Raw genomic sequence first — 19,993 nt, 5'->3', positions numbered from 1 at the left:
CTCACGCCTCCGGGTCGGAACGATAATTGACGACCTGGAAGCCGAGCGGATCGATGTTGCGATCCTTCTCATGCTCGGGCGCCGTGGTGTACCGGAAGGTCAAAATCGCGTTCCAATTCTGCGCGACCGGTGTGTTCTGACTAATGGTGATGATCTTGGTGTAGCGGACCTGCGCGACCGTCGGGCTCAGGAAGCTGATCGTCCGGATCGAGATCGAGACGAAGCCCTTGTCGCCGTAGATGTTTGAAGGCGCGTTCTTGTTGTTCGCCGAGACACCGTTCAGGTAACGCGCGCCCTCGAGCTGGTCGCTCATCAGCATCACGGCATAGGCGTTCTCGCGTGCAGCGTCGTTCAGCCAGCCTTCGCGCATTCGGACATATTGCGAGATGAAGTAGCGGTTGACCGCATCGTCATAAGTACGCGGCTGCGGACCCTTCAGGGCCGTGATGACCTGTGTTTCGCCGGACGACTTATCGACCCGGATGACATAGGGCTCTACGGTCTTTAGCGGGGCCAACATCGCCACGGCCGCAACCGACGCTACGGCGAGGGTGCAGGCCCCCGCGGCAACACCCCAAGCGATCTTCCTGGACTGGATAGCCGCCCGCATACGGTCGTATTCCCACGTCCTCGAGGTCTCGAAGTATTTCTCTTTATCTTCGGACTTCACCGCGCCCATGGCGTCGATCCCTTCAGCAAGAGGAGTAGGTCAGCGCGACGTCCCGCTGGGACGTTCGAGGCGCTGATCGCGGGACATTCATCGCTCCAGGTCCCATGGGCGCGGCAGGGGCGGCGCCCGGCGCCGGGGATGGAATGGGCATTGGTGCCGGCGTGTCATCCCGCATCAGCACTGGGTCTGGAACAGGCGCCGGCGCCGGCACTGGCGCCAGCGCCGAAGATGCTGCACCGGTAGGCGGTGCGACCATCGACTGACCGGGACCCTGCTGAGACGCCGGCAGGGGCACGGGAAGGCTGGGTAGGACCGTCCCGTAGAGGTTGGCAGGACGACGGTGCTTCCCATCACACACCGAGACAGGTTTGATGTGAGTCCCGGTGCAGCCGCTAAGCGCAACCACCCCTAACGCCACGATGGTCAGCCTTTTCATACGGTCTCCGTTCGTATCTTGCCGCGCGGGCGGTGTGCGTGATTCATGAGACAAGAGCGGTCACTCAGCCGATCTATGATGAGCGACTGGCCGAACCGCCCGGGCCGCCTCCTGCGGCCGGGCGGTTTGCCTGCGTGGCGCGCCTGAACATGAGCCGGTTGGTCAACATGTTCGCACCCGTTTGCAGGAAGCCATGTCCGCCCGATGAAGCGCCACCCGCAATGCCGGCGGCAATAGCCGGTGATTGGAAAAAGAAGATCGTGCCGACGATGTAGATTGCCGAACAGGCAATCGTCGCAACCAGCATAACCGCCGCTTTCAGAACGATATAACCGTCCTGCGCCATCACGAACGACGAACCATCCTCGGGAACTGTTCCCATCATGCCGTCCATCGCAGCCTCTTGAAGGCCGGTAATGAACTTCATCATGATCGCCATGACGACCATCAACAGGATAAAGTTGACGGTCTGCTTCAACCAACCATCAAACAGCCAGCGTGATGAATTGAAGAGCAGACATGCTAACGCAAGGGGCGCCAAGGCGACACATATCGCTACCGACAGCTTGGCAAAAATTACAATGCAGAAGCCAATCGATGCCGATAGAAAGGCGAAGATGTAAAGCACGCCGATGCAAAAGTAGGTTATCAGCGTTGCACTGAGCTGGATCACTGGCGTGCGGAAATCGGTTAAACCCTTCTGCTCTTGCGACTGAACCTTCAGGTTCGCCTTGACCAATTTACCTGCGAGTTTGCCGGTATCCGAGACATAGGTATCGAAGGTGGTGCCAGGGTTCGTGACGGGCGTGCCCGATCCGGCCGCGATGATCTCGCTAGGCAGGTTGGTGACTACGTTCACCACGAACGCCGAATAGCCGACGGCACTGGCAGCCGCGAGCGCGAACCCGACCTTGCCGGCCTGGAACACCAGCTCGCGCAGCGGCGCCTGAATCGCGCCGCGAAGCACGGCGAAGCCAAGCAACAGGAAATAGATGATCGCCGCCAGCGCCAAGGGCGCTGCGACAAAACTCACTAGCCCCGATCCGAAGCTAGCAACCGATGTCGCAATAGCCGTCTCTACGTACCCATACATGGTCGTGAACAGCGTCATGATATTGGGTGCGGGCATTACGTCAGGTTCCAATCGTCAGCGATCAAGGCGCAACAAGGACTGTTACTTTTTTCTGATCGTGTTCTGCTCGAAGAAGTCCGCCTCTTCGTTCCCGGCCTTGACCTGAGTGACTGAGATCGTGGCGTCCCCTGTGGTCGCGCACATCCTGGCCTTCTGCTCGGCAGGGAGATGGCTATACTCTCCCGTCTCACACTTCGCCCGCCACTCAGCGAGGAGTGGCGGACTTGCGATCAGTTCCTTGGCAGTCGGCACCACGACGTTCTGTTGGCACCCACAGATAACGAGCAAAGCCGATAGGGGGAGTATCTTGCGCATAATTACTTCCTGATGGTGTTAGCCGTGAAGAAGTCCGCTTCTTCCCGACCGGCCGCGACCTGGGCCGCGCTGATCTGCATGTTTGCCTGACCGGCTTGCGCCATCTGGATCGCCTGCATCTTGAGCATGTCGTTCTGAAGCTGAGCCTGCTCGACCGCGATCCGCGCTTGCAGATCCATCACGTCCTTGGGATCCTTGGCACTCGACAGTTGCTCGCGAAGCTGATCGAGGCCCTGCATGCGCGTCTGGGTGACGCTGAGGGTATTTTCGCCAAGAGCGGCCATTGCCGCAGACGAGCCGGTCGCACCCTTCAACGCTTGGGCATAGGCCGCGTCAGCATCGGAGCCAGTCGAGGGCAGCGCGTACCGAGCCTGAATGCTCGACGCGATTGTGCCGAGCGAACCGATCTTCGACAGGTCGCCGCTCAGAAGCGTCGAGGCATCGATCGTTGTGTTAGGCAGGATGTTGCGGACCTGTGAGTTGAGCAACTGTGGCGCGATGCTGTTGACGTTGGTCAGCTTCGAGAGCGAATTGAACGAGTCCTGCGCCTGCTGAATTTGCTGCTTGCCCTGGTCGATCATCTTGACCGTATTCTGGACCTGCGCGAGTGCCTGGACGTAGGTCGAGGTATCGAACACGGGGATACCCTGGGCAGCGGCTGGCGACGCGAACGCAGCGAGCGCGACCGGCGCGGCTGCAACCATAATGATGTGCTTTAGCGACATGTCAGCTTCTCCTTTGGTTGGCATAAAAGTGCGGCAGCCACGCCACGGGATCGTTGCCCGCATGGGCAATGGCCTCCTCCATGGCGACGAGGGTTTCCTCGCGGCCAGAAAGCACTTTCAACTCGTTCGGCATCCCACCCAGATCGAGCTTCGCCACGATCGAGGTATGGCCCTGCTTGACCAGGAAGGTGCGGCTCTCCGGGGTCAGATCCTCGCGGATCAACCGATACTCGGCTTCCGTCAGGCCCAACCCTTCGCAGTAATCCGACCGCTTCGCGTCCGAGTTGGGCAGGAGAATCTTGGTCGCCGTCTGCTCGATGATCGAGTGCGCGATCGGCGAGCGTAGCGCATCGGCCGGCGACTGCGTGCCGAACACCATGAAGGCATTGCGCTTACGAAAGGTCTTTAGGCCGTCCTGCGCAAAGGCGCGGAACGCATTATCCTCAAGCGCCTTCCAGAACTCGTCCACGTCGACCACGACACGCTGCCCGTTCAGCAGCTCGTCGACACGGTGGAACAGGTACAGCATCGTCGGCGTGCGAATCTCCGGGTTTTCCAAGAAGTCCGTCATGTCGAACCCGACGAACTGCGCCACCATCGACACCTCGTCCTCCGGTCCGTCGAACGCCCAGCCGAGCGGCCCGCCCAGGCACCAGCGCTCGAGCCGCGCCCCGATGCCCTCGGCATCGGAGTAGCCCAGCATCTCGCGCAGCGCGCTGAACGAACGCGATGGCGCCGGCAGGCGCATCACCGCGTCGATACCCTCGTCGATCAGTCGCTCTTCGGCGACGCTGAGCAGGCGGTTCTCGCGGCGCACCAGCACGCGGATGAACTGCCGCAGGAACGCAATGTTGTGCGGGCTGGCAGTTAGCCCCTTCAGCGGTGCAAAGCCGGTCGGATTGCCATTACGCAACGCCAGATAGGTGCCGCCACAGGCGCGCACGAAGATCTCCGCGCCGCGATCCTTGTCGAAGAAGACCTGCTTGGCGCCGGTCTTTTCGAGCTGCGCTTGCAGGAAGTTTTGCAGCACCGTCTTACCACCGCCTGTTGGGCCGATGACGAGCGTGTGGCCGATATCGGCGCGGTGGAAATTGAACCAGAACGACGAGCCCGCACGGGTCTTGAGCAGCGTGACCGCCTCCCCCCAGTGGTTCCCGGACTTGCGACCGGCCGGGAAGGTGTAGAACGGGCTGAGCGCCGCGAAATTGCGCGTGTTGATGACCGCAGGGCGTGCGCGCATCTTGAAGTTGCCGGGAAGCTGCGCCCAGAAGGCGGCTTCCAGTGCGACGTCCTCGCGTGCCATCACCATGCCCGTATCGGCCGCGGCCGATCGGGCGATCGACAGCCGTTCCAACAGCCGCTTCGGATCCTCGTCGATAACCGAAATCGACAGATGATGCTCACCCATGGCGAAGCGGTTCGCCATGAGATCGTCGACACCCTCAAGCAGCTCCTCCGCCTGGCTGACGCCCGCGTCGTCCGACGACACCATCTGCTTGTATTTTTTCGTGAAGCGATCGCTCGCAACCGACTTCACCAGCGGCGCGAAGCTCTGGGTCAGAACAAACGGAAAATTGAGCGTCAGCAGGCTGTTGAACTGCCCGCTCCGTGTGCTGGCGACATATTCGCGCACCCCGAACATGCCGAGGTAATGGGATTTGTGCGGCAAGCGGATCTCGGCCGCTTCGCGACCAAACACGATGCGTGAGGAATAGAGCGCCTGACCGAGCCTGCCGTTGAGCAGTGGGATACGAATGCGATCGCCCGTCAGGATGAAGTGCAACACCTCCATCGGTTCCGAGAACATGACGCCGTTATGTTCGTAGAGCGACAACGCCTCCGGCGCGACGTCGGCGAGCAGCGATTCAAAATCACGGCATTTGTCTGCCATGAGCGTCATCGCGCGATCATCGATCTGTGTGTCGGCCTGCTTCTTCGAGAAAATGCGCCCCACCTGATCGCCGGCCATGCTCGACGGGCGCACAAGGATCGTGACGTAAAACTCGTTATGGTAGAGAACCTTCTCGCGCAGCGTCTCCGCGTACCTGTCCTGCAACTGACGCGCGAAAGCGGAGTGAAAATCGCCTCCGAGAACCGGGTCGGTCGCAGTGCGCACAAGATGCGTCCACATCGCCACGCGATCATCACCGATCGAGCGCCACGCGATGTTGAGCTTGCTATGCCATGTGTTGAGGTCGGAGATGTCGCTGGTCTCGAACGGCCGCCCATCGACGCGGTACATGCGCATGAGCGAGCCGTCTTCGAGCGCGACCAGTGTGTCGTCGGCGTGTCGCGTATAGGGGATGAACTTGATGTCATCCGCCTCACGAAGCGCGATCTTCTTATGCTTCAGCTTGGAATCAGTCATTGCCGGAATGCTTCCGCTTCACGCCTTTGGCGAGGCGAACGGGCGAGTAACTTCCGCCCCCCCAGAACTTGCGATTTTTGGATAGAAAGCCCGTCTGGAACCACAGGCCCCACAGCCGGAACGCGTTAAAGTCGTAGTGACAGATCGCGCGTGCCGGCAGGTAGAGCGTCCCGAACAAGGCCAGGGGGTAGAAGGGATTATGGAATATCCCCCAGAACACCATGCAGACCATGATGATCGGCAGGATCGCCTCGAGCGGCAATCCCATGAACACCGATGGCCTGGTCAGGGCGAGGAACACTCTATCCTCAGCGAGCTTGTCTTCCATGTTACGCCGAGCCGCCCATCCAGCCGACGATCGTCGCGGCCGAGAAGATGATGCCGATACCGATCAGCACCGTGACCGCTTTGCCCCAGTCCATCCGGCCGGTCAGCTTGGCATAGCCGACCGCCATCACGGCAATCACGCCGACGACCGAGGCGACCGTCGTCATCCACGTCTTAATCGTGCCGAGCCCGGTCTCTATCGACGTACCACCGCTCTGTGCGAGGGCGGGCTGCGCGATCGCAACGAGGGCAACCGCACCTGCGATGCCGATAATTTGGCGAGCACGGCGATCAGACATCATCCGGCCCATCGGCTGAGTGAACTTCATACGCGTCTCCATGGCTTGCGTTTACCTCTCGAGGTCGGGGGTGATTTGGATCGGTTCGACTTGCCGAACGGGCGTTGGCTCACGCACCGAAACATCCAGGCCGCGCGACAGCGCGGCCGAGATCAATTCGCGGCTTTCGAGGTTGGCGGACATGATCCGGTCCGCGTCTCCTTCGAACGCCGCGCTAATATGCTGCTCCATTGCCACCTGCGCTTCGACCGCATTGGCAAGGCGCGGGTCAGCCGCAATCCGCTTGGCGTTGCCGCGCAGGAACAGCTCCGCCAGTTCCTCATTCTCGTCCCGCGCGACGTCAGCGCCATGCACCCGCTCCTCGCGAACGATTGCCGGTTCGGACTGCTGATGCGGATACGGTATTAGCGTCCCAGCCCGTTCGTCCGCCCGCTCCGACTCTACAAACGACGCGACCAACTCTTTCGCCACCTCATGACGATTGAGCCCCGACCGAACGATGTAGATCGCATCCGCGACCTCACCTTCCCACTCACCCGCGCGCGCCATCTTGCGCAGATCGTCGGGCTCGTAGCCCGCTTTGGAGAATGAGCTGACCAGCGTCGGGCTTTCGAGCGCACGCTCCAACGCACCGTTGAGCGCCTCGTTGTTTACTTCGAGGCGCTCGTACCGGAACTCCCGTTCCATCGGCTCCAGGTTCGGTGTCAGACTCTTGGAGAGCGCCTTATGGTCCTGGGTATAGACGCTCAGCGTCAGCAGCAGACGCTTGTCGGCACCCGACAACTCCGTGCTGCCTTGCGCTGGCGCTGCTTCTGCAACGGCTTCCCGATCGACATCGGCTGACCGCGCTGGAACGGCCGCTTCGACCGCAACGGCAGCCACGATCGGCGCAACCTGTTCCACGATCGGCGCCAGCTTTGCAGCCGCCTCGCGTTCGCGCCGCGCCTCATCCGTTCGCCGCACATCCGCCATCCGCTCCTGTTCGGCAAAGCTCGGCTCATAACCCCGGACCGTCAGCCCCTCCCGCGATCCGGCCTCCCATACGGCCTTCTTGAACTTGGGCGATCCATCGACGTCGATACCCTCCCAACCATCATGCTTGGCGATCTTCACGAGCGCCGCGACGGTCTCCGGATCCTCCTTCCGGGCAACGATCCGATCGCCGTTGCCCAAGACCTCGATCGATGGATCACCGCGATCACCCGGTCGAAACATGCCCATACGAACGTCGTTGGGGTCTTTTGCCGGGACAACGCGAACGTCGTACCGCTCTGCGAGATCGGGCGGCAGCTTGAAGCCAGCCTCTGCGGCTTCCGGCTCCACGTCCCGCCCAGGCCGTGCGACGATATTATCCACGCTCATTTGAAGACCTCGACTGAGTTGGAAGCGATCTGACCGACCACCCAGCTATCATCGCTACTGGCGGGCTTGGCCGCGCTGGTTGCAGCGGCCGACACAGCGGGCGCACCCGGAATAGGCGGCGCGGCCTGAATCGTGCCCATGCCGCTCGCGGCCGACCACACGCGACCGACATATCCGTTGTGAAAGCCCCGCGTCAGCGTGCCAGTGTTGTAGAGCGAATAGGTCGCAGAAATCGCGTCTAGGCCGCTGTAGTGGCGGCTGGCGAGGCCATAGCCCTCTTGCAGCAGCGACGACGCGAGACGCAGGTTCGTGCACGGATCGAACACCTGTTCAACGCTGACGCCGAGCCGCGCAAAATTGGCCGAGTTGATTTGGGCCAAGCCCACATCGACCGTGTAGCCCTGCGCCATATAGCGCCGAACCAGCGCGGCACCCTCGGCAATAGAGCCGGCCCGCACGCGCGGGCCACGATTGACGTTGATCGCAAGATCGTCGCCGCCACTCTCCGTAACGACGAGCGGCACGACCGCTTCGGTGGCGACCTCGGACGCGCATTGCTGCACCAGCACGGTGAGGGCGGCGACGGCATGCATCATTGCTGCGTCACCGTCTGGTAGCGAGTATCCAGCGAGTAGCGCGACGTGCTGCCGTCGGGCTGGGTCACGGTCATGGTATAACCATGCTTCGCCGACTTCGTTTTAATGCCGACCCCGGTGCAGGACGGAAACCCGCCGCCCATCGCCAGCGCGTTCCACAGCTTCGTGATCGGAGGCACGCACTCCGCGTACTTGGTTGGCGACCCCGGCGTTGCGAGGCATAGGACCACCTGGCAGCCCCAATCTGACGCATACGCCGGTTGGGGTGCCGCGACGGCGATCAAACCGCCCGCGCACAGCGCGATCGCTCCCGTGGCACCGCTCGGCGTATTCAGAACACTTCGCATCATGAACCACCTCCCTGAGAAGCGCGCCAAGCCGCGCTGGCGAAGACGTCCCATTGTGGCGGGGCCTTTGCTGCGGTTTGCAGGACCGAGGCCGGCGCGCTGTGCGCATCGGTCCCGACCGGCGCCGAAGCCGGCGCATCAGCGCTAGCGACGTTGACGATCCAATCTTCTTCCTCCTCGATCGGCCGTGTTCGGTCGATCACTTGACCCGGACGCGCGAAGGCGATGTGCCAATGATTGGAGTGCCCGCGATCCCCCGGGCCTAGCAGCTCGATCAGGTGGATCCCGCTCTGTCCCATGAGCGCGCGGATTTGATCGCGGTTGATCGAATTGACGCCGCCTGCCGGCACGAAATCGACCGCCTGGCCGACCTTGTGCCAGCTATACCGCGCGCCGTAGCTCGCGTTCATAGGGCGGATCGTGTCGGTGATCCGGGCGCCGAAGGCGCGCCGGACCAGCGCGGCGACATTCCAGACCGTCGGCGTACCGCTTGCTGGCGTGCCAGCCGCCCCATCATCGATATGCGCGAGCGAGCAGGCATCGAAAACTGATGAGGGCGTAACGCCGTAGGTCGCAAAGTCGCGTCCGCTGATCGCAAGTGGTCCCGCTACGAAATCCGCGCCCAACGTGATGAGATCGCGAACGGTCGCTTCAGCGTCGGCTTCGGCTTCGGTAACGGGCTCACGGCTGAGCGCTGCGCCTGCATGTACCGAGATCGCATAAGGCGTTGGCAGCGGCGTCACGCCACCTCCGAGCCCTGCGGCGCAGAGGTGGATCGCCTTTGCCGTGAGACCCACTGGAAGCATGACCACCTTCCACCAACCCAGTACAAATTTGATCCTATTCTATAATTGACGGAAGTGGCAACACGCAATCGCAAGGTGGCAATGACGTATCTGGTTATTGCGATTTCGAAATTGCTTCCGCTGTCGCGCTCTCGCCCGGTTGCCGATTGGGGTGGCCTGGCGTAGAAAATCTCTTTTTTTTGGGGTGACGGCGCGAAGCGTCGCGGTCTCAGGATAATGCGCTTCGCGTAAAGGGCAGAAGATTGGGCAAAAGCGTCGCTTTCCTCGCGCAAACACCGGGCTCGGCGACGATCGAAAACCAACAATCGTGCCTCAACCCTGATGACATCGAGGTCCTTGCGGGCCGCAAGACGTTCAGCCAGCTCAGCGAGCTGCTGGAGCGCAAGGGCATCGGCCTTGAGGCCGGTGATCGCGTCAAAGTCCATGATCTCTCCTGCCTCGCGATCGCAACCCCCATGCTCGTGCGAGCGATAGCCAAGCTGCTTCGGAATGGCGTCAGCTTTGAAATCTGTACGCCCCGGATTATTGTCGAGCCCGGCGCCGATGATAAACTCCACGCGATGCTTGATGCACTCGACAGCCATTACCGGCACCTACACGGCATTAAGACGCATCCTGCCGAGATGTCGTCCCCAGGTCGCAAGCAATTGCTAGGTCCCGACAAATTACCGGAAATCCGCGAACGACTGAGCGCTCCAGGTGCGACCGCCACGGACGTCGCCCAAGAGCTAGGCGTCGCCCGGTCCACGCTCTTCAACTACCTCGAGCGATACGACCTCGACCGCCGCGCTGGTCGGGAGAAGAAGGGCGTAAACCGGCTTCCCAAGGACAGCGGCGATGACAGTCATGTCGCGGAAAGTGACCGGGATGAGACTGCCGGCTAGGACGCGATCGACCCGGCTTGACGGCAGCGCGCTTCGTTCGGCAAGCTCGTCCTTCGATAGCCCCATTTCGCCGAGCAAGGCTTGAACTCGGTCCGCAAAACGCGTTCGCACCTCTGCGCTATCCCGCACAGCTATCCCTTCTGCCCCCGATGCCGTGGTGGGTTCCGTCTGAGGGCGGCTCGACACCCTGGTCATGCCGCTAACGACGAACGGACGAGCGACATGTCGAGGGGACCCGGCTCGTCCCAACGGCCCTCCGGTCTGATCGCCATCATCGGATCTATCCCGAACCGGATTTCGAGCGGATCCGCGGTCAGCTCCGCGACGATCTCGACATATTCCACGTCTGAGAACCAGAAGGGCGGGCGTTCCGGGATGACATCAAAACCCAGACGCTGCCAAAATCCGACCAGGTCCGAGCGTGAATGTCCGTATATCCGGCGGAAGCCCTTCCGCGAACAGTGAGCCAGCGCCGCTTCGACCAAAAGACGCGATAAGCTCCGGCTTCGATACTCGCGGCGAATGGCAAGGCGTTCGAGCTTCGCAAAATCCCCGAAATAGCGGATGCGGATGCACGCAGCCGGATCATCACCGACATAAGCCAGAAGCTGTGTCGCACAAAAATCGTTGCCGTCGAACTCTTCCTCGTAAGGGCATGCCTGTTCAGCCTGGAAGGTGGCGGAGCGGACCCAGAAGACCTTGGCCATGTCCTCGATCGAGCGTGCCACGCCGACGTGCACATGCCCCCGACGTACGCGTTCGATGGTCCGGGCTATATCGATCGGTACGGCATCGTGCGGGCATGCCGCAACCAAATGGGCAGAGGCCCCGGGGAACATCTCCTGAGCCGGACGGAAACCGACAGCACGTTGGATGCTCGCCGAAGCATCCGTCGCTCCGTACGAGAATATGGCGCAGCCCTCCGGACAAAGTTCGCGAAAGAGCCGCGCTATGGGCTCGAACATGCGGATCAACAGCCCCGGCGCGACGATCAGCCAGATCGCGATGGCCGATGGTTTTTCGCCTGCCGAGCAGATCCATGCCGGGTCGGGTCTGCTGCCATCATACCGGCCGGTCATCAGCGCCCATGCTCCGTACGCATTGAGCGGGAGGTAGGCGAAGATGCTCGCTACCCCATCTTCCCCAGGCACGGTTACGGATCGGACGATATCAGGGTTCTTCTCGAGCATTCGGGCAACATGGACGCCGTCCGCCAGAGGACGCAGCGCGCGCACCTCATCTATCATCTTCATGGTGCTGCCGGAAGGGAGCCGCTGCAGCCGGACTTGCCGACGGTGATTACGCGCGATGAGCACACCCATGCGCTGGTTGAAGCAACCATCCCAGAAAGAGGTCGGTTGGGAGCCTATCGGATTGCCAACGTCTTGAAACATTCCATATCCCCGGGGCTGTCGTGCGAACGGCGTCGTAGCGGAGGTGATATTGCGAAGGCGTCTGACTGACAGGCTCACAAAAGTTGAGCCACGTGTTCCAGGGGTGAACACTAAACACCATGCCGAGTTCGCTGACCTGCAATGGGACGACGTGAGGCTGTTCCGGGCCGTCCAGCGGCTCGGCAGCATGCGAAAGGTCGCTTTAGATTACGGGGTCGTGGTCAACACGATACGGCGCAGGATCGAGCGCACTGAGGAAAGGCTCGGTCTGACCCTGGTACATCGCAGCGCCAACGGGATCGTGCTAGCCGAGGACGGAGAAAAGCTCCTAAGAATTGGCGAGGCGATGAGCCAAGCCGCAGAGTGGGATCTTGCAGCGAGTAGCAAGGACGTTCTCGTGAAGCCTGGAGAGCTCACCATCGCTTGCACCGAGGGTATCGGAACATTGTGGCTCACGCCGCGGATGTCGAGGCTGCAGGCGGTCCTCCCCGAAATGACCATTGGTCTGGATTTTGACTACAACCTTGAGCGCGACCGGACCCACGAGGCCGACATCTGGTTGACGTATGAACAGCCAACGCAGGCGGATCTCATTGCCTCGAAACTGGCCACGATTCATTTCGCTGTGTATGCGAGCCAGAGCTACATTCAGCGCCATGGCATCCCATCAACGATGGACTCGCTTAAAGATCATCGGGTCGTGGAGCATGTCAGTCCTGGTGTGCGCTCGGAACTTCTCGACTTCCTAATTGGTACGGAACGTCCCCAAGGCTTCATCGCGATGCGAACCAACTCGTCGCTATCTCAGCTTTGGTCGGTCACGAGGGGGGTTGGTATCGGTGCACTGCCGACATTTGTCAGCGAAATCACAAGTGCTGCGGCTCTCGTACCTCTGGAATTGAGAATACGACGGGAGCTCCGCCTCGTATATCGTTCCAAGGCCAAGCCATCTCCAGCCATTCTTGCGACAGTAAAATGGCTCCGTGAGTGTTTTGACCGAGCGATCCATCCCTGTTTCGCCGATACCTATATCGATCCGAAGACCTTTCGCCGGGACTCTAGCGATACCAACATCGTCAACATTTTCCCGGATACCTTCGACGAGATCAATTGACGAGGCTTAGCCTCATATCGCGCCCAGCCCCTTGGCTACTCGTCGGTAGGACGCAATAAGTCCCAGATCTCCAGACCTAACGCTGCCGAGAGCTTTATCATCATGTCCAGCGTCGGGTTCGCACGGCCCCTCTCGATCGAGGACAGGTAGCCGATCCCGATCCCCGTACGCTTATAGATGTCGGTCTGGGTAAGCCCGAGCACCTTCCGTCGCGCCTTGACGCGCGCTCCGAAGGCAAGCGCGGCCGGCTGGATGATGTCCTCCAGGTGAAGTCTTGTCGTCATTCAAAGGTCTCGTGCCGGCGCGATCACGGCTACAAGTCCGTGCCCATCTTGTGACACCTTAATGGACGGCACACCGATATCCAAGGAGGCCCCAACCACGGGGTAGCAGGCTCCTCCCGGGGTCAGTACATAGAACGGATCCAGATATGCGCTACGCGCTGGCGGGTCGGCTCAGGCGGCGCAAACATCCGTTTGTCGTACATCCGCGATGCCGACAGGGTTTTCCGCCGTCATCGATGCCTTCTGGGACAAAGCGGTCGCTAAAGGTTTCGGGTGCGAACGGCGGGATCGATTAGAAGCGACGCTCGCAGCGTAAGGCTGCAGACGGCAAACGCTCGAATGTAGCCGCCTCGGGGCCGCCTTTAAGGTAGATACGCTCGAACCTATTTTCCGCTTTGCCCGATCGCTCGCAACCACTCGCGTTGAACCGTTCCCAGACACCCGTTTGTTGAACGCTCTCCTGCCTAACTATCTGTGACCGAGTGGTTTTGCAGCATCTAAGGGGACGAGGAAGCCCCTGGCCAGAAATTGTCCTCAGGCAGTCAGCATGGATATGTCAGTCAACTATGGACCCAAGATGGCGATCCGGACGAGAATGCAGATCGCTGGGATAACAGACAGATCGGGATCGGCCGTGGCGCTGATCGGCTATGCGTGGATCTCGACCGGCGACCAGAAGCTGCCGCTTCAGCATGATGCGCTGAATCTAAGTGCCGACGATAAGTTGGTTATGTGGAAGCTCGACCGGCTCGGCCGCTCGATGAGCCACCTGATCGAGAAGGTCGGCGAGCTCGCGGCACGTGCCGTGGGCTTCCGTTCGCACACCGAGCAGATCGACACCACCACGTCGGGCGGGAAGCTGGTGTTCTACATCTTCGGCTCGCTCGCCCCGTTCGAACGCGAACTTATTTGCGAGCGTACTAACGCCGGGTCGAAAGCTGCGCGGGAACGAGGGAGAAACCTCTGTTCTGATGCAAACGAGCGCTGCTTCCTCTTGAAAGTCGTGATTGTAAAAAGATTGTATTCGGTAGTACGCATATGCAGCATAGCGCCGTTCCCGCAGTTCAGTATAATGCGGAAGCGACAGCGTCATTCAAGCCAGCCGGGGGCGGCACCTTATTATGACTAAAAATGCCGCTTTAACGTCAGCGACCGATAGGGCGCATGAGCAGCTTGGCGTGCGATTTGATCGCAAGTCACTTACTGACGTTATCAACACCGCGCTTAGCAAAGTCGCGTTTCCCACCTTTTACGTAACATGTAATCTCAATCATTTGCGCGTCTTGCAGTCTGACGACGCTTTTCGAAAAGCTTACCGCAAGGCCTCAGTAATAACGCTAGATAGTAGGCCTATCCAAATAGCCTCGCGTGTTTACTTCGGAGAGTATCTACCGCTTGTTACCGGCGCAGAACTGTTTTCCGCACTATTTTTAAAACTGCGCCCAGCCGTAGACCGGCCCTTTTTTATCTGCAGCTCGAATGATACCGGATGCAGGCTACGCAAGAGTTTGATCGATCGCGGGTTCGATACCGATGCCGTTGAGGTCTATTCTCCCCCCTTTGGCTTCGAGCGCGATGCAGCTATCAACAGGGCAATGCTTTCTCGAATCCAAAGGCATCGTACTACCCACTTATTTATGGGGGTAGGTGCACCTAAATCAGAGCTTTGGGTCGCCCATAATCTCTATGCTCTACCACCAGCGCACATTTTTTGCGTGGGCGCCGCTCTTGACTTTACTGCCGGCTTGAAAAGTCGTGCTCCTATTTGGCTAGGCCGGATCGGATTCGAATGGCTTCATCGTATGATGGCCGAACCAAGTCGATTAATGCCACGATACGCGGGAGATGCTATCGTTTTTGCGAAAATACTATTTGGCCAAAAACTTGTGAAAGTCTCTTTATAAATCGCTCGCCAAGATACAAATACATTCCTCAAACTGCGAGTAAAATATGAAGATTGTCGTATTCGGATTGGGCTATGTCGGGCTTTCCAATGCCGTGCTTTTGGCGCAGCATAACGAGGTAATCGCAGTAGATGTATCTACCGAACGTATTGAAATGGTAAATGCACGCAAATCGCCAATTGTCGACGCCGATATGGAAGGATTCCTTAAAAGTCAATCCATAAATATTGTCGCGACACTCGACGCACGAAAGGCAGTTCGGGGGGCTGATTATGTTATTGTTGCCACGCCAACAAATTATGACTCACGTACGAATAAATTTGATACGTCATCAGTCGAGTCGGTCATCCGTATAGCGGTCGCTGAAAATCCTAATGCTACAATCGTCGTAAAATCGACAATTCCGGTCGGATTTATTCAAGATATACGGCGCCGATTAGGTTTTTCGCAAATCATGTTTAGTCCCGAGTTTCTCCGCGAGGGAAAGGCTTTATACGATAATCTTTATCCATCACGTATAATTGTCGGTGATCACTCGGAAAGCGCGAGAAAGTTTGCTTACCTGCTAAATCAAGGTGCCTTGAAACCAAATATAGAAATACTTTTCACCGATCCGAATGAGGCAGAGGCAATCAAACTCTTTGCTAACACGTATCTTGCAATGCGCGTAGCATTCTTCAACGAACTTGATAGTTATGCCATTGCGCATAGTCTAGACACTGGCCAAATCATAGAGGGCGTAGGACTTGATCCGCGGATTGGCCTACATTATAGTAATCCGAGTTTCGGCTATGGTGGGTATTGTCTACCTAAAGATACCAAGCAACTTTTAGCAAATTACTCCGATATACCTCAAAATATAATTCGGGCTATCGTCGAAGCAAATCATACAAGAAAGGACTTTCTTGCAGAGCAGATTATCAAAATGAATCCGAAAAAGGTTGGTATATTCCGCCTTGCCATGAAATCCGGATCTGATAACTTTCGGCAGTCCTCCATTCAAGGCATCATGAAACGGATCAAAGCCAAGGGAATTAAGATTATTATTTATGAGCCTGAATTACACGAAGAAGAATTTTTTGGGTCTAGAGTTGTACAAGATCTGTCAACCTTCAAACTTGAGTGTGACGTGATTGTGGCAAATAGAATGACCGATGCTCTTGACGATGTGCGTGGTAAAGTATTCACTCGAGATATATCCGGGTTGAATTGAATAAAATACCAATCTCCTGAATCATTTCATGATAGCTTCGGCTATCATTCTCTTATATTTTGCGGCTAGGATGCCGACAAGTATATGCGCGTCCGTCATGTAAGCTGTGACCGGCGCGAAAAGCCCGAAAACGCTAATCCACAGGCCAGGCTCGCTGATATTCTTAACGGCACGGCAGAGGTCCCGCGAGCAGGCTTGGTGGACGCCCATGTGGACTCGGTGCGGGTCGCGATGCACGAATGTCGGCTAGAGCTAGCTCGGCAGTGAATACCACGCGGGCGGGGCTGGCGGCGTAGTCACAAATTCAACCACATTTTGCCCGTAATATAGTAACTAGGAGTTGGGTGTCGAAGTGGTGGCCATGCACGTAGGTTGGTGGGGACCTTGAGGAGTTGACTTAAAGTCCTTGTACGGTTCCTACGGTATCGCAGCAGATGTTGACCATGGAAATTAGTATCCAGATTGCAGAGCATGCGCGTAGCCGGACGGGAAGTTGATGGGTGCCTGCGCCGTCGAGCGTCAGCACAAGCCAATTACCGGCAATATTATACCGCAACCAACTGAACCTTGTTCAAGGTTATTAAATGATGTAGTCTAGGCAATCTGTTTTTGGGTACAGCGTGTGTGTCCTACAATAAGCGTTACGGCGTCTGGCGGTGATTGCTCATACATATCGGAAGGATGAGCAAGCCAGAGTCTTGCGCCATGCATATCTCACGTGACAATGATGGCAGTACCATCAGAGTAATACTAAGCAGTTGTATTTATAATTTGCCAATAAATCATGGTCCACGCTTCAAAGCCGTGTTGCATAGGACAATTATTCCGGCCAGTGTAATGGTGCTCAAATAGAATATTCTCGATGGTGCCGTATCAATGTTTCAAAGCGTGGTAAATGCTCAAATATTGTGACTAGGTCTTCGCATATGGATATCACAAGTAGGGACCTTAGCAAATAATGTTATTTATGCAGAAATGAATCCAGTCTACCATCTATAAAAGCATGTCCGGCTTTCAGCCGCTTACGAGGTCGACGACTCACCGAAGATATGACCGAGGTGTTGCTGCGTTCGATGTTGGCAATCACGGCAACCTTTACCAGTCAACAACCGGTTGGCCATTGGTGTTTGCGAATGTTTTCCAGCTACTATGATCGGATCTTGTCGCGTTGCAGTGAAGCCATGTGGGAACGCAATAATACATAAAACTATTCATGCGATGGCTGCAAATACGCTAATCCAGAGGCCCATCCCCATTCAGATATTTTCACAGAAGCTACTGTTTGCTCGCTTATGCTTAAACTACTATGCGTCCAGCAGCGACGGGAGGACTTAATGCGGCTCGATTATCTAGACGGATGGCGTGGGATCGCCATTATCGTCGTACTTCTTGGGCATTTCGCCCCGGGGATACCGCAAGCCGGGGCTCTGGGAGTCGATCTTTTTTTCGTCCTCAGTGGCCGTTTAATGGCAAAGATTCTAATTAGAGATCGATATCCACTTTCCGATTTCTTCGTTCGGCGCTTTTCACGGGTCTACCCCGCATTGTTTGTTTTAGCGACAGTAATGCTCATATTTTCTATAATAGGACGGGCGCTTGGTAAGCATTACAATTCATTAATTACAAATATAGATTACGTCTCGGCACTAACCTTTTGGTTGAACTACAAAGTTGCCTTCATTGGGGAGGCCGGTGCTCTTTCGCATATCTGGTCTCTGTGCGTCGAAGAGCACAGCTATATTATTCTCGCATTTATGGCAGCCGTTGCTAGTCGAAGTGAGAAGGTCGGCGGGGTCGCTTTTCTGATCGCTGCCGCCGCGGTTTTGAATGGCTTTTTACTCAGTCAACATGGCGGCACCGAGCATCAGATTTTTTGGAGAACTGATGTCCGTTTAGCGCCGCTGTTCTTCTCATTTGCGTTCTACCTTGCTTCAGACCGAGCGAAGAGGGTCATGAGCGCTCTGTGCCTTCCCGCTTTCGTGATTGGTTGCATCCTGCCGTTCACTGAATTCCCGATGGCCATCCAGGTTGCGGCGACCGCCGTTCTCCTCGCGCTATCAGTGAACGGTTTGGACGGCGCGGCGGATACTATCCGCCGCGTATTAGAACATCGTCCTCTCCGCTACATCGGCATTATCAGCTACTCGCTGTACCTTTGGCAGCAGCCGTTCTTCACTATGCACGAGCGAATCAGTTCGGCGCTTTTGTTGCCGGCCGTCGTTGTTTGTGCGCTCGCTAGCTACTACTTAGTTGAGAACCCCGCCCGTGCGTACATCAACGAGCATTGGTCTAAGCGTCGCAGAGCCAAGGTGAAATAGCTGGCGTTTTGCAAAATGTCCGCCTTGAACGACGCGGAAATCAATCCTTATCCGGCATCGGTGAGATACCTACGGCTACCCCTTGCTATCAAAATTCTGATTTTCTAGCTGGGCTCGGCGTACAATATCACATGCAAAGCATTGAAAGGCACACCGTTGGCATCAGTTGTACCGTCCGATAAATCGCCAACAGTTCAGCTCTATGGGTTGGACCTACTCAGATTCCTTGCCGCTATTCTGGTAATGGTCTATCACTTAACCTATGACACGTGGGCGGATCCGAGGCTTCGGCGTACTGACGGAGGTATAACCTTTGGCGTATATCGCTATCTTGAACAATACACTGGGTCAGGATGGATTGGTGTTCAAATATTTTTCGTCATTAGCGGGTTTGTGATTGCGTATAGTGCCAATGGAAAAGACGCTTGGAATTACGGGGCTAGCCGCTTTCTACGGCTAGTGCCTGGCCTGTGGGTATGCGCAATTGTTTCCCTGCCATTTTTAATTGTATCCGGAGTTCCCTTATCACGAATGGCAATATCATTTGTGAACACTCTATTAATTCAGCCATTTGGGCCGCACGTGAGCTCGGCATTTTGGACGTTACCTATAGAAATAGCGTTCTATGCGACAATGTCATTACTAATTATCATTGGTAAATTTCAGAGAATACAGACATACGGCATTGTACTTGGTAGCATAAGTTCGCTATTTTGGATGCTACACGTTTTTCTTGATGATAAATTGGGACTTCGGCACGTGGTGTTTGGTATGAACCCCGCGACGCAACTTCTACTTTTTCAGCACGGATGCTTCTTCGCTCTGGGAATACTTATGTGGCTGGGGACGCAGGTGGGGTGGAACTTGATTAGAATGACTGGGTGTGCCTGCCTTATGATAACTGGGGTAGTCGCGATATTTGGTGAAGTTGACAAGAGTTACCTTTGGACAAGCATTCGCCATAGCCCTCTCGTTCCAACCACAATCTGGCTGGGTGCACTCGTCACGATATTCATTTCTGCAACGTATAATATTCACGTTGTTCGTTTAATTGGTAATCAGAAGCGCATAGTAAAAGTGCTAGGGCTGACGACATATCCGCTCTATTTGATACATCAGCCTGTTGGCATTTGGCTGGCTTACTCGTGCTTGAAACGCGGCATTGAGCCCCTGCCTTCTCTGATCATCGCATCGGTAGCTTCTATTGGAATCGCCATTTGGGTCGCTACTGTGCTAGAACCGCGGTTGCGCGGGTGGATGAGTAGTTGGCTGAACCACATTCGCTCTAAATTACCGGCAGAAAGTATCTTGTTCAGGAAAGGGAAGTTAGTAGAGTTAGGGTAACGATAGCATCGAGAGAAACCACGGTGGTGTTTCGCTCTAAGCCCAAAAACCCTTCAAACCGCTAGCGCACGGCACGTATTGGATAGGAACAGTTACCGCCTGCGTGTTGTTGCCCCCTAAACGTTCGACAGTGAACCGCCCCGGGTATGCCGGAG

20 protein-coding genes are annotated in these 19,993 nt (G+C 57.0%); 7 read left to right on the top strand and 13 right to left on the bottom strand.

The annotated features are described in order from the left end of the window. Position 1 precedes the first annotated feature (1 nt). The 11 genes from J4O76_RS19045 to J4O76_RS18995 all read right to left on the bottom strand — a co-directional run bounded on the left by J4O76_RS19045 (position 2) and on the right by J4O76_RS18995 (position 9,383). The gene (locus J4O76_RS19045; protein ID WP_426283635.1) at positions 2–679 is read right to left on the bottom strand and encodes a virB8 family protein; all 678 of its coding nucleotides are present in this window, start codon (positions 677–679) and stop codon (positions 2–4) included. Between the two features lie 500 nt (positions 680–1,179). Further along, positions 1,180–2,217, bottom strand: a complete 1,038-nt coding sequence (locus J4O76_RS19040) for a type IV secretion system protein (RefSeq protein WP_426283634.1) — start codon at positions 2,215–2,217, stop codon at positions 1,180–1,182. 63 nt (positions 2,218–2,280) lie between these two features. After that, complete coding sequence (locus J4O76_RS19035) at positions 2,281–2,553, bottom strand: hypothetical protein (RefSeq protein WP_426283633.1); 273 nt, start codon at positions 2,551–2,553, stop codon at positions 2,281–2,283. A 2-nt stretch (positions 2,554–2,555) separates the two neighbouring features. Then, a complete protein-coding gene (locus J4O76_RS19030) occupies positions 2,556–3,278 on the bottom strand; it encodes a type IV secretion system protein (RefSeq protein ID WP_426283632.1) in 723 nt (240 codons plus the stop codon). A gap of 1 nt (position 3,279) precedes the next feature. Beyond that, positions 3,280–5,646 (bottom strand): VirB4 family type IV secretion/conjugal transfer ATPase, encoded by a 2,367-nt coding sequence (locus J4O76_RS19025; protein ID WP_426283631.1) that lies wholly within the window; start codon positions 5,644–5,646, stop codon positions 3,280–3,282. Continuing rightward, the gene (locus J4O76_RS19020) at positions 5,639–5,974 is read right to left on the bottom strand and encodes a type IV secretion system protein VirB3 (RefSeq protein WP_426283630.1); all 336 of its coding nucleotides are present in this window, start codon (positions 5,972–5,974) and stop codon (positions 5,639–5,641) included. Before J4O76_RS19020 ends, J4O76_RS19025 begins: the two co-directional genes overlap by 8 nt. A gap of 1 nt (position 5,975) precedes the next feature. Then, the gene (locus tag J4O76_RS19015) at positions 5,976–6,302 is read right to left on the bottom strand and encodes a TrbC/VirB2 family protein (RefSeq protein ID WP_426283629.1); all 327 of its coding nucleotides are present in this window, start codon (positions 6,300–6,302) and stop codon (positions 5,976–5,978) included. Between the two features lie 21 nt (positions 6,303–6,323). Then, entirely contained in the window at positions 6,324–7,634 is a 1,311-nt protein-coding gene (locus J4O76_RS19010; protein WP_426283627.1) for an LPD7 domain-containing protein, read from the bottom strand. Beyond that, positions 7,631–8,230, bottom strand: a complete 600-nt coding sequence (locus J4O76_RS19005; RefSeq protein ID WP_426283626.1) for a lytic transglycosylase domain-containing protein — start codon at positions 8,228–8,230, stop codon at positions 7,631–7,633. The genes J4O76_RS19010 and J4O76_RS19005 overlap by 4 nt, the downstream gene beginning before the upstream one ends. Next, the gene (locus J4O76_RS19000; protein WP_426283625.1) at positions 8,227–8,580 is read right to left on the bottom strand and encodes a hypothetical protein; all 354 of its coding nucleotides are present in this window, start codon (positions 8,578–8,580) and stop codon (positions 8,227–8,229) included. The genes J4O76_RS19005 and J4O76_RS19000 overlap by 4 nt, the downstream gene beginning before the upstream one ends. Continuing rightward, complete coding sequence (locus J4O76_RS18995; protein ID WP_426283624.1) at positions 8,577–9,383, bottom strand: muramidase; 807 nt, start codon at positions 9,381–9,383, stop codon at positions 8,577–8,579. Before J4O76_RS18995 ends, J4O76_RS19000 begins: the two co-directional genes overlap by 4 nt. A 242-nt stretch (positions 9,384–9,625) precedes the next feature. Between J4O76_RS18995 and J4O76_RS18990 the strand changes: the two genes are divergently transcribed. Then, complete coding sequence (locus J4O76_RS18990) at positions 9,626–10,267, top strand: recombinase family protein (RefSeq protein ID WP_426283623.1); 642 nt, start codon at positions 9,626–9,628, stop codon at positions 10,265–10,267. Positions 10,268–10,458: 191 nt separating this feature from the next. Here J4O76_RS18990 and J4O76_RS18985 read toward each other — a convergent pair whose 3' ends face one another. After that, entirely contained in the window at positions 10,459–11,661 is a 1,203-nt protein-coding gene (locus J4O76_RS18985; RefSeq protein ID WP_426283622.1) for a GNAT family N-acetyltransferase, read from the bottom strand. Positions 11,662–11,764: 103 nt separating this feature from the next. Between J4O76_RS18985 and J4O76_RS18980 the strand changes: the two genes are divergently transcribed. Continuing rightward, entirely contained in the window at positions 11,765–12,775 is a 1,011-nt protein-coding gene (locus tag J4O76_RS18980) for a LysR family transcriptional regulator (protein ID WP_426283621.1), read from the top strand. 35 nt (positions 12,776–12,810) lie between these two features. Here J4O76_RS18980 and J4O76_RS18975 read toward each other — a convergent pair whose 3' ends face one another. Further along, complete coding sequence (locus J4O76_RS18975; RefSeq protein WP_426283620.1) at positions 12,811–13,059, bottom strand: helix-turn-helix domain-containing protein; 249 nt, start codon at positions 13,057–13,059, stop codon at positions 12,811–12,813. Between the two features lie 634 nt (positions 13,060–13,693). On the opposite strand from J4O76_RS18975, the gene J4O76_RS18970 reads away from it, so the two are divergent. The 5 genes from J4O76_RS18970 (at position 13,694) to J4O76_RS18950 (ending at position 19,838) form a co-directional block, all read left to right on the top strand. Further along, positions 13,694–14,188, top strand: a complete 495-nt coding sequence (locus J4O76_RS18970) for a recombinase family protein (protein WP_426283777.1) — start codon at positions 13,694–13,696, stop codon at positions 14,186–14,188. Then, a complete protein-coding gene (locus J4O76_RS18965; RefSeq protein ID WP_426283619.1) occupies positions 14,181–14,963 on the top strand; it encodes a WecB/TagA/CpsF family glycosyltransferase in 783 nt (260 codons plus the stop codon). The genes J4O76_RS18970 and J4O76_RS18965 overlap by 8 nt, the downstream gene beginning before the upstream one ends. A 46-nt stretch (positions 14,964–15,009) precedes the next feature. Continuing rightward, entirely contained in the window at positions 15,010–16,176 is a 1,167-nt protein-coding gene (locus J4O76_RS18960) for a nucleotide sugar dehydrogenase (RefSeq protein WP_426283618.1), read from the top strand. 1,334 nt (positions 16,177–17,510) lie between these two features. After that, on the top strand, positions 17,511–18,494 hold the full coding sequence (locus J4O76_RS18955; protein WP_426283617.1) for an acyltransferase family protein: 984 nt from the start codon (positions 17,511–17,513) through the stop codon (positions 18,492–18,494). 141 nt (positions 18,495–18,635) lie between these two features. After that, entirely contained in the window at positions 18,636–19,838 is a 1,203-nt protein-coding gene (locus J4O76_RS18950) for an acyltransferase family protein (RefSeq protein ID WP_426283616.1), read from the top strand. Positions 19,839–19,993 lie beyond the last annotated feature (155 nt).

Origin of the sequence: Sphingomonas sp. NFX23 (assembly GCF_049887795.1) — a bacterium.
Lineage (GTDB): Bacteria > Pseudomonadota > Alphaproteobacteria > Sphingomonadales > Sphingomonadaceae > Sphingomonas.
The sequence above is the reverse complement of the archived record's forward strand: the minus strand, read 5'-3'. Positions and strand labels throughout refer to the sequence as shown.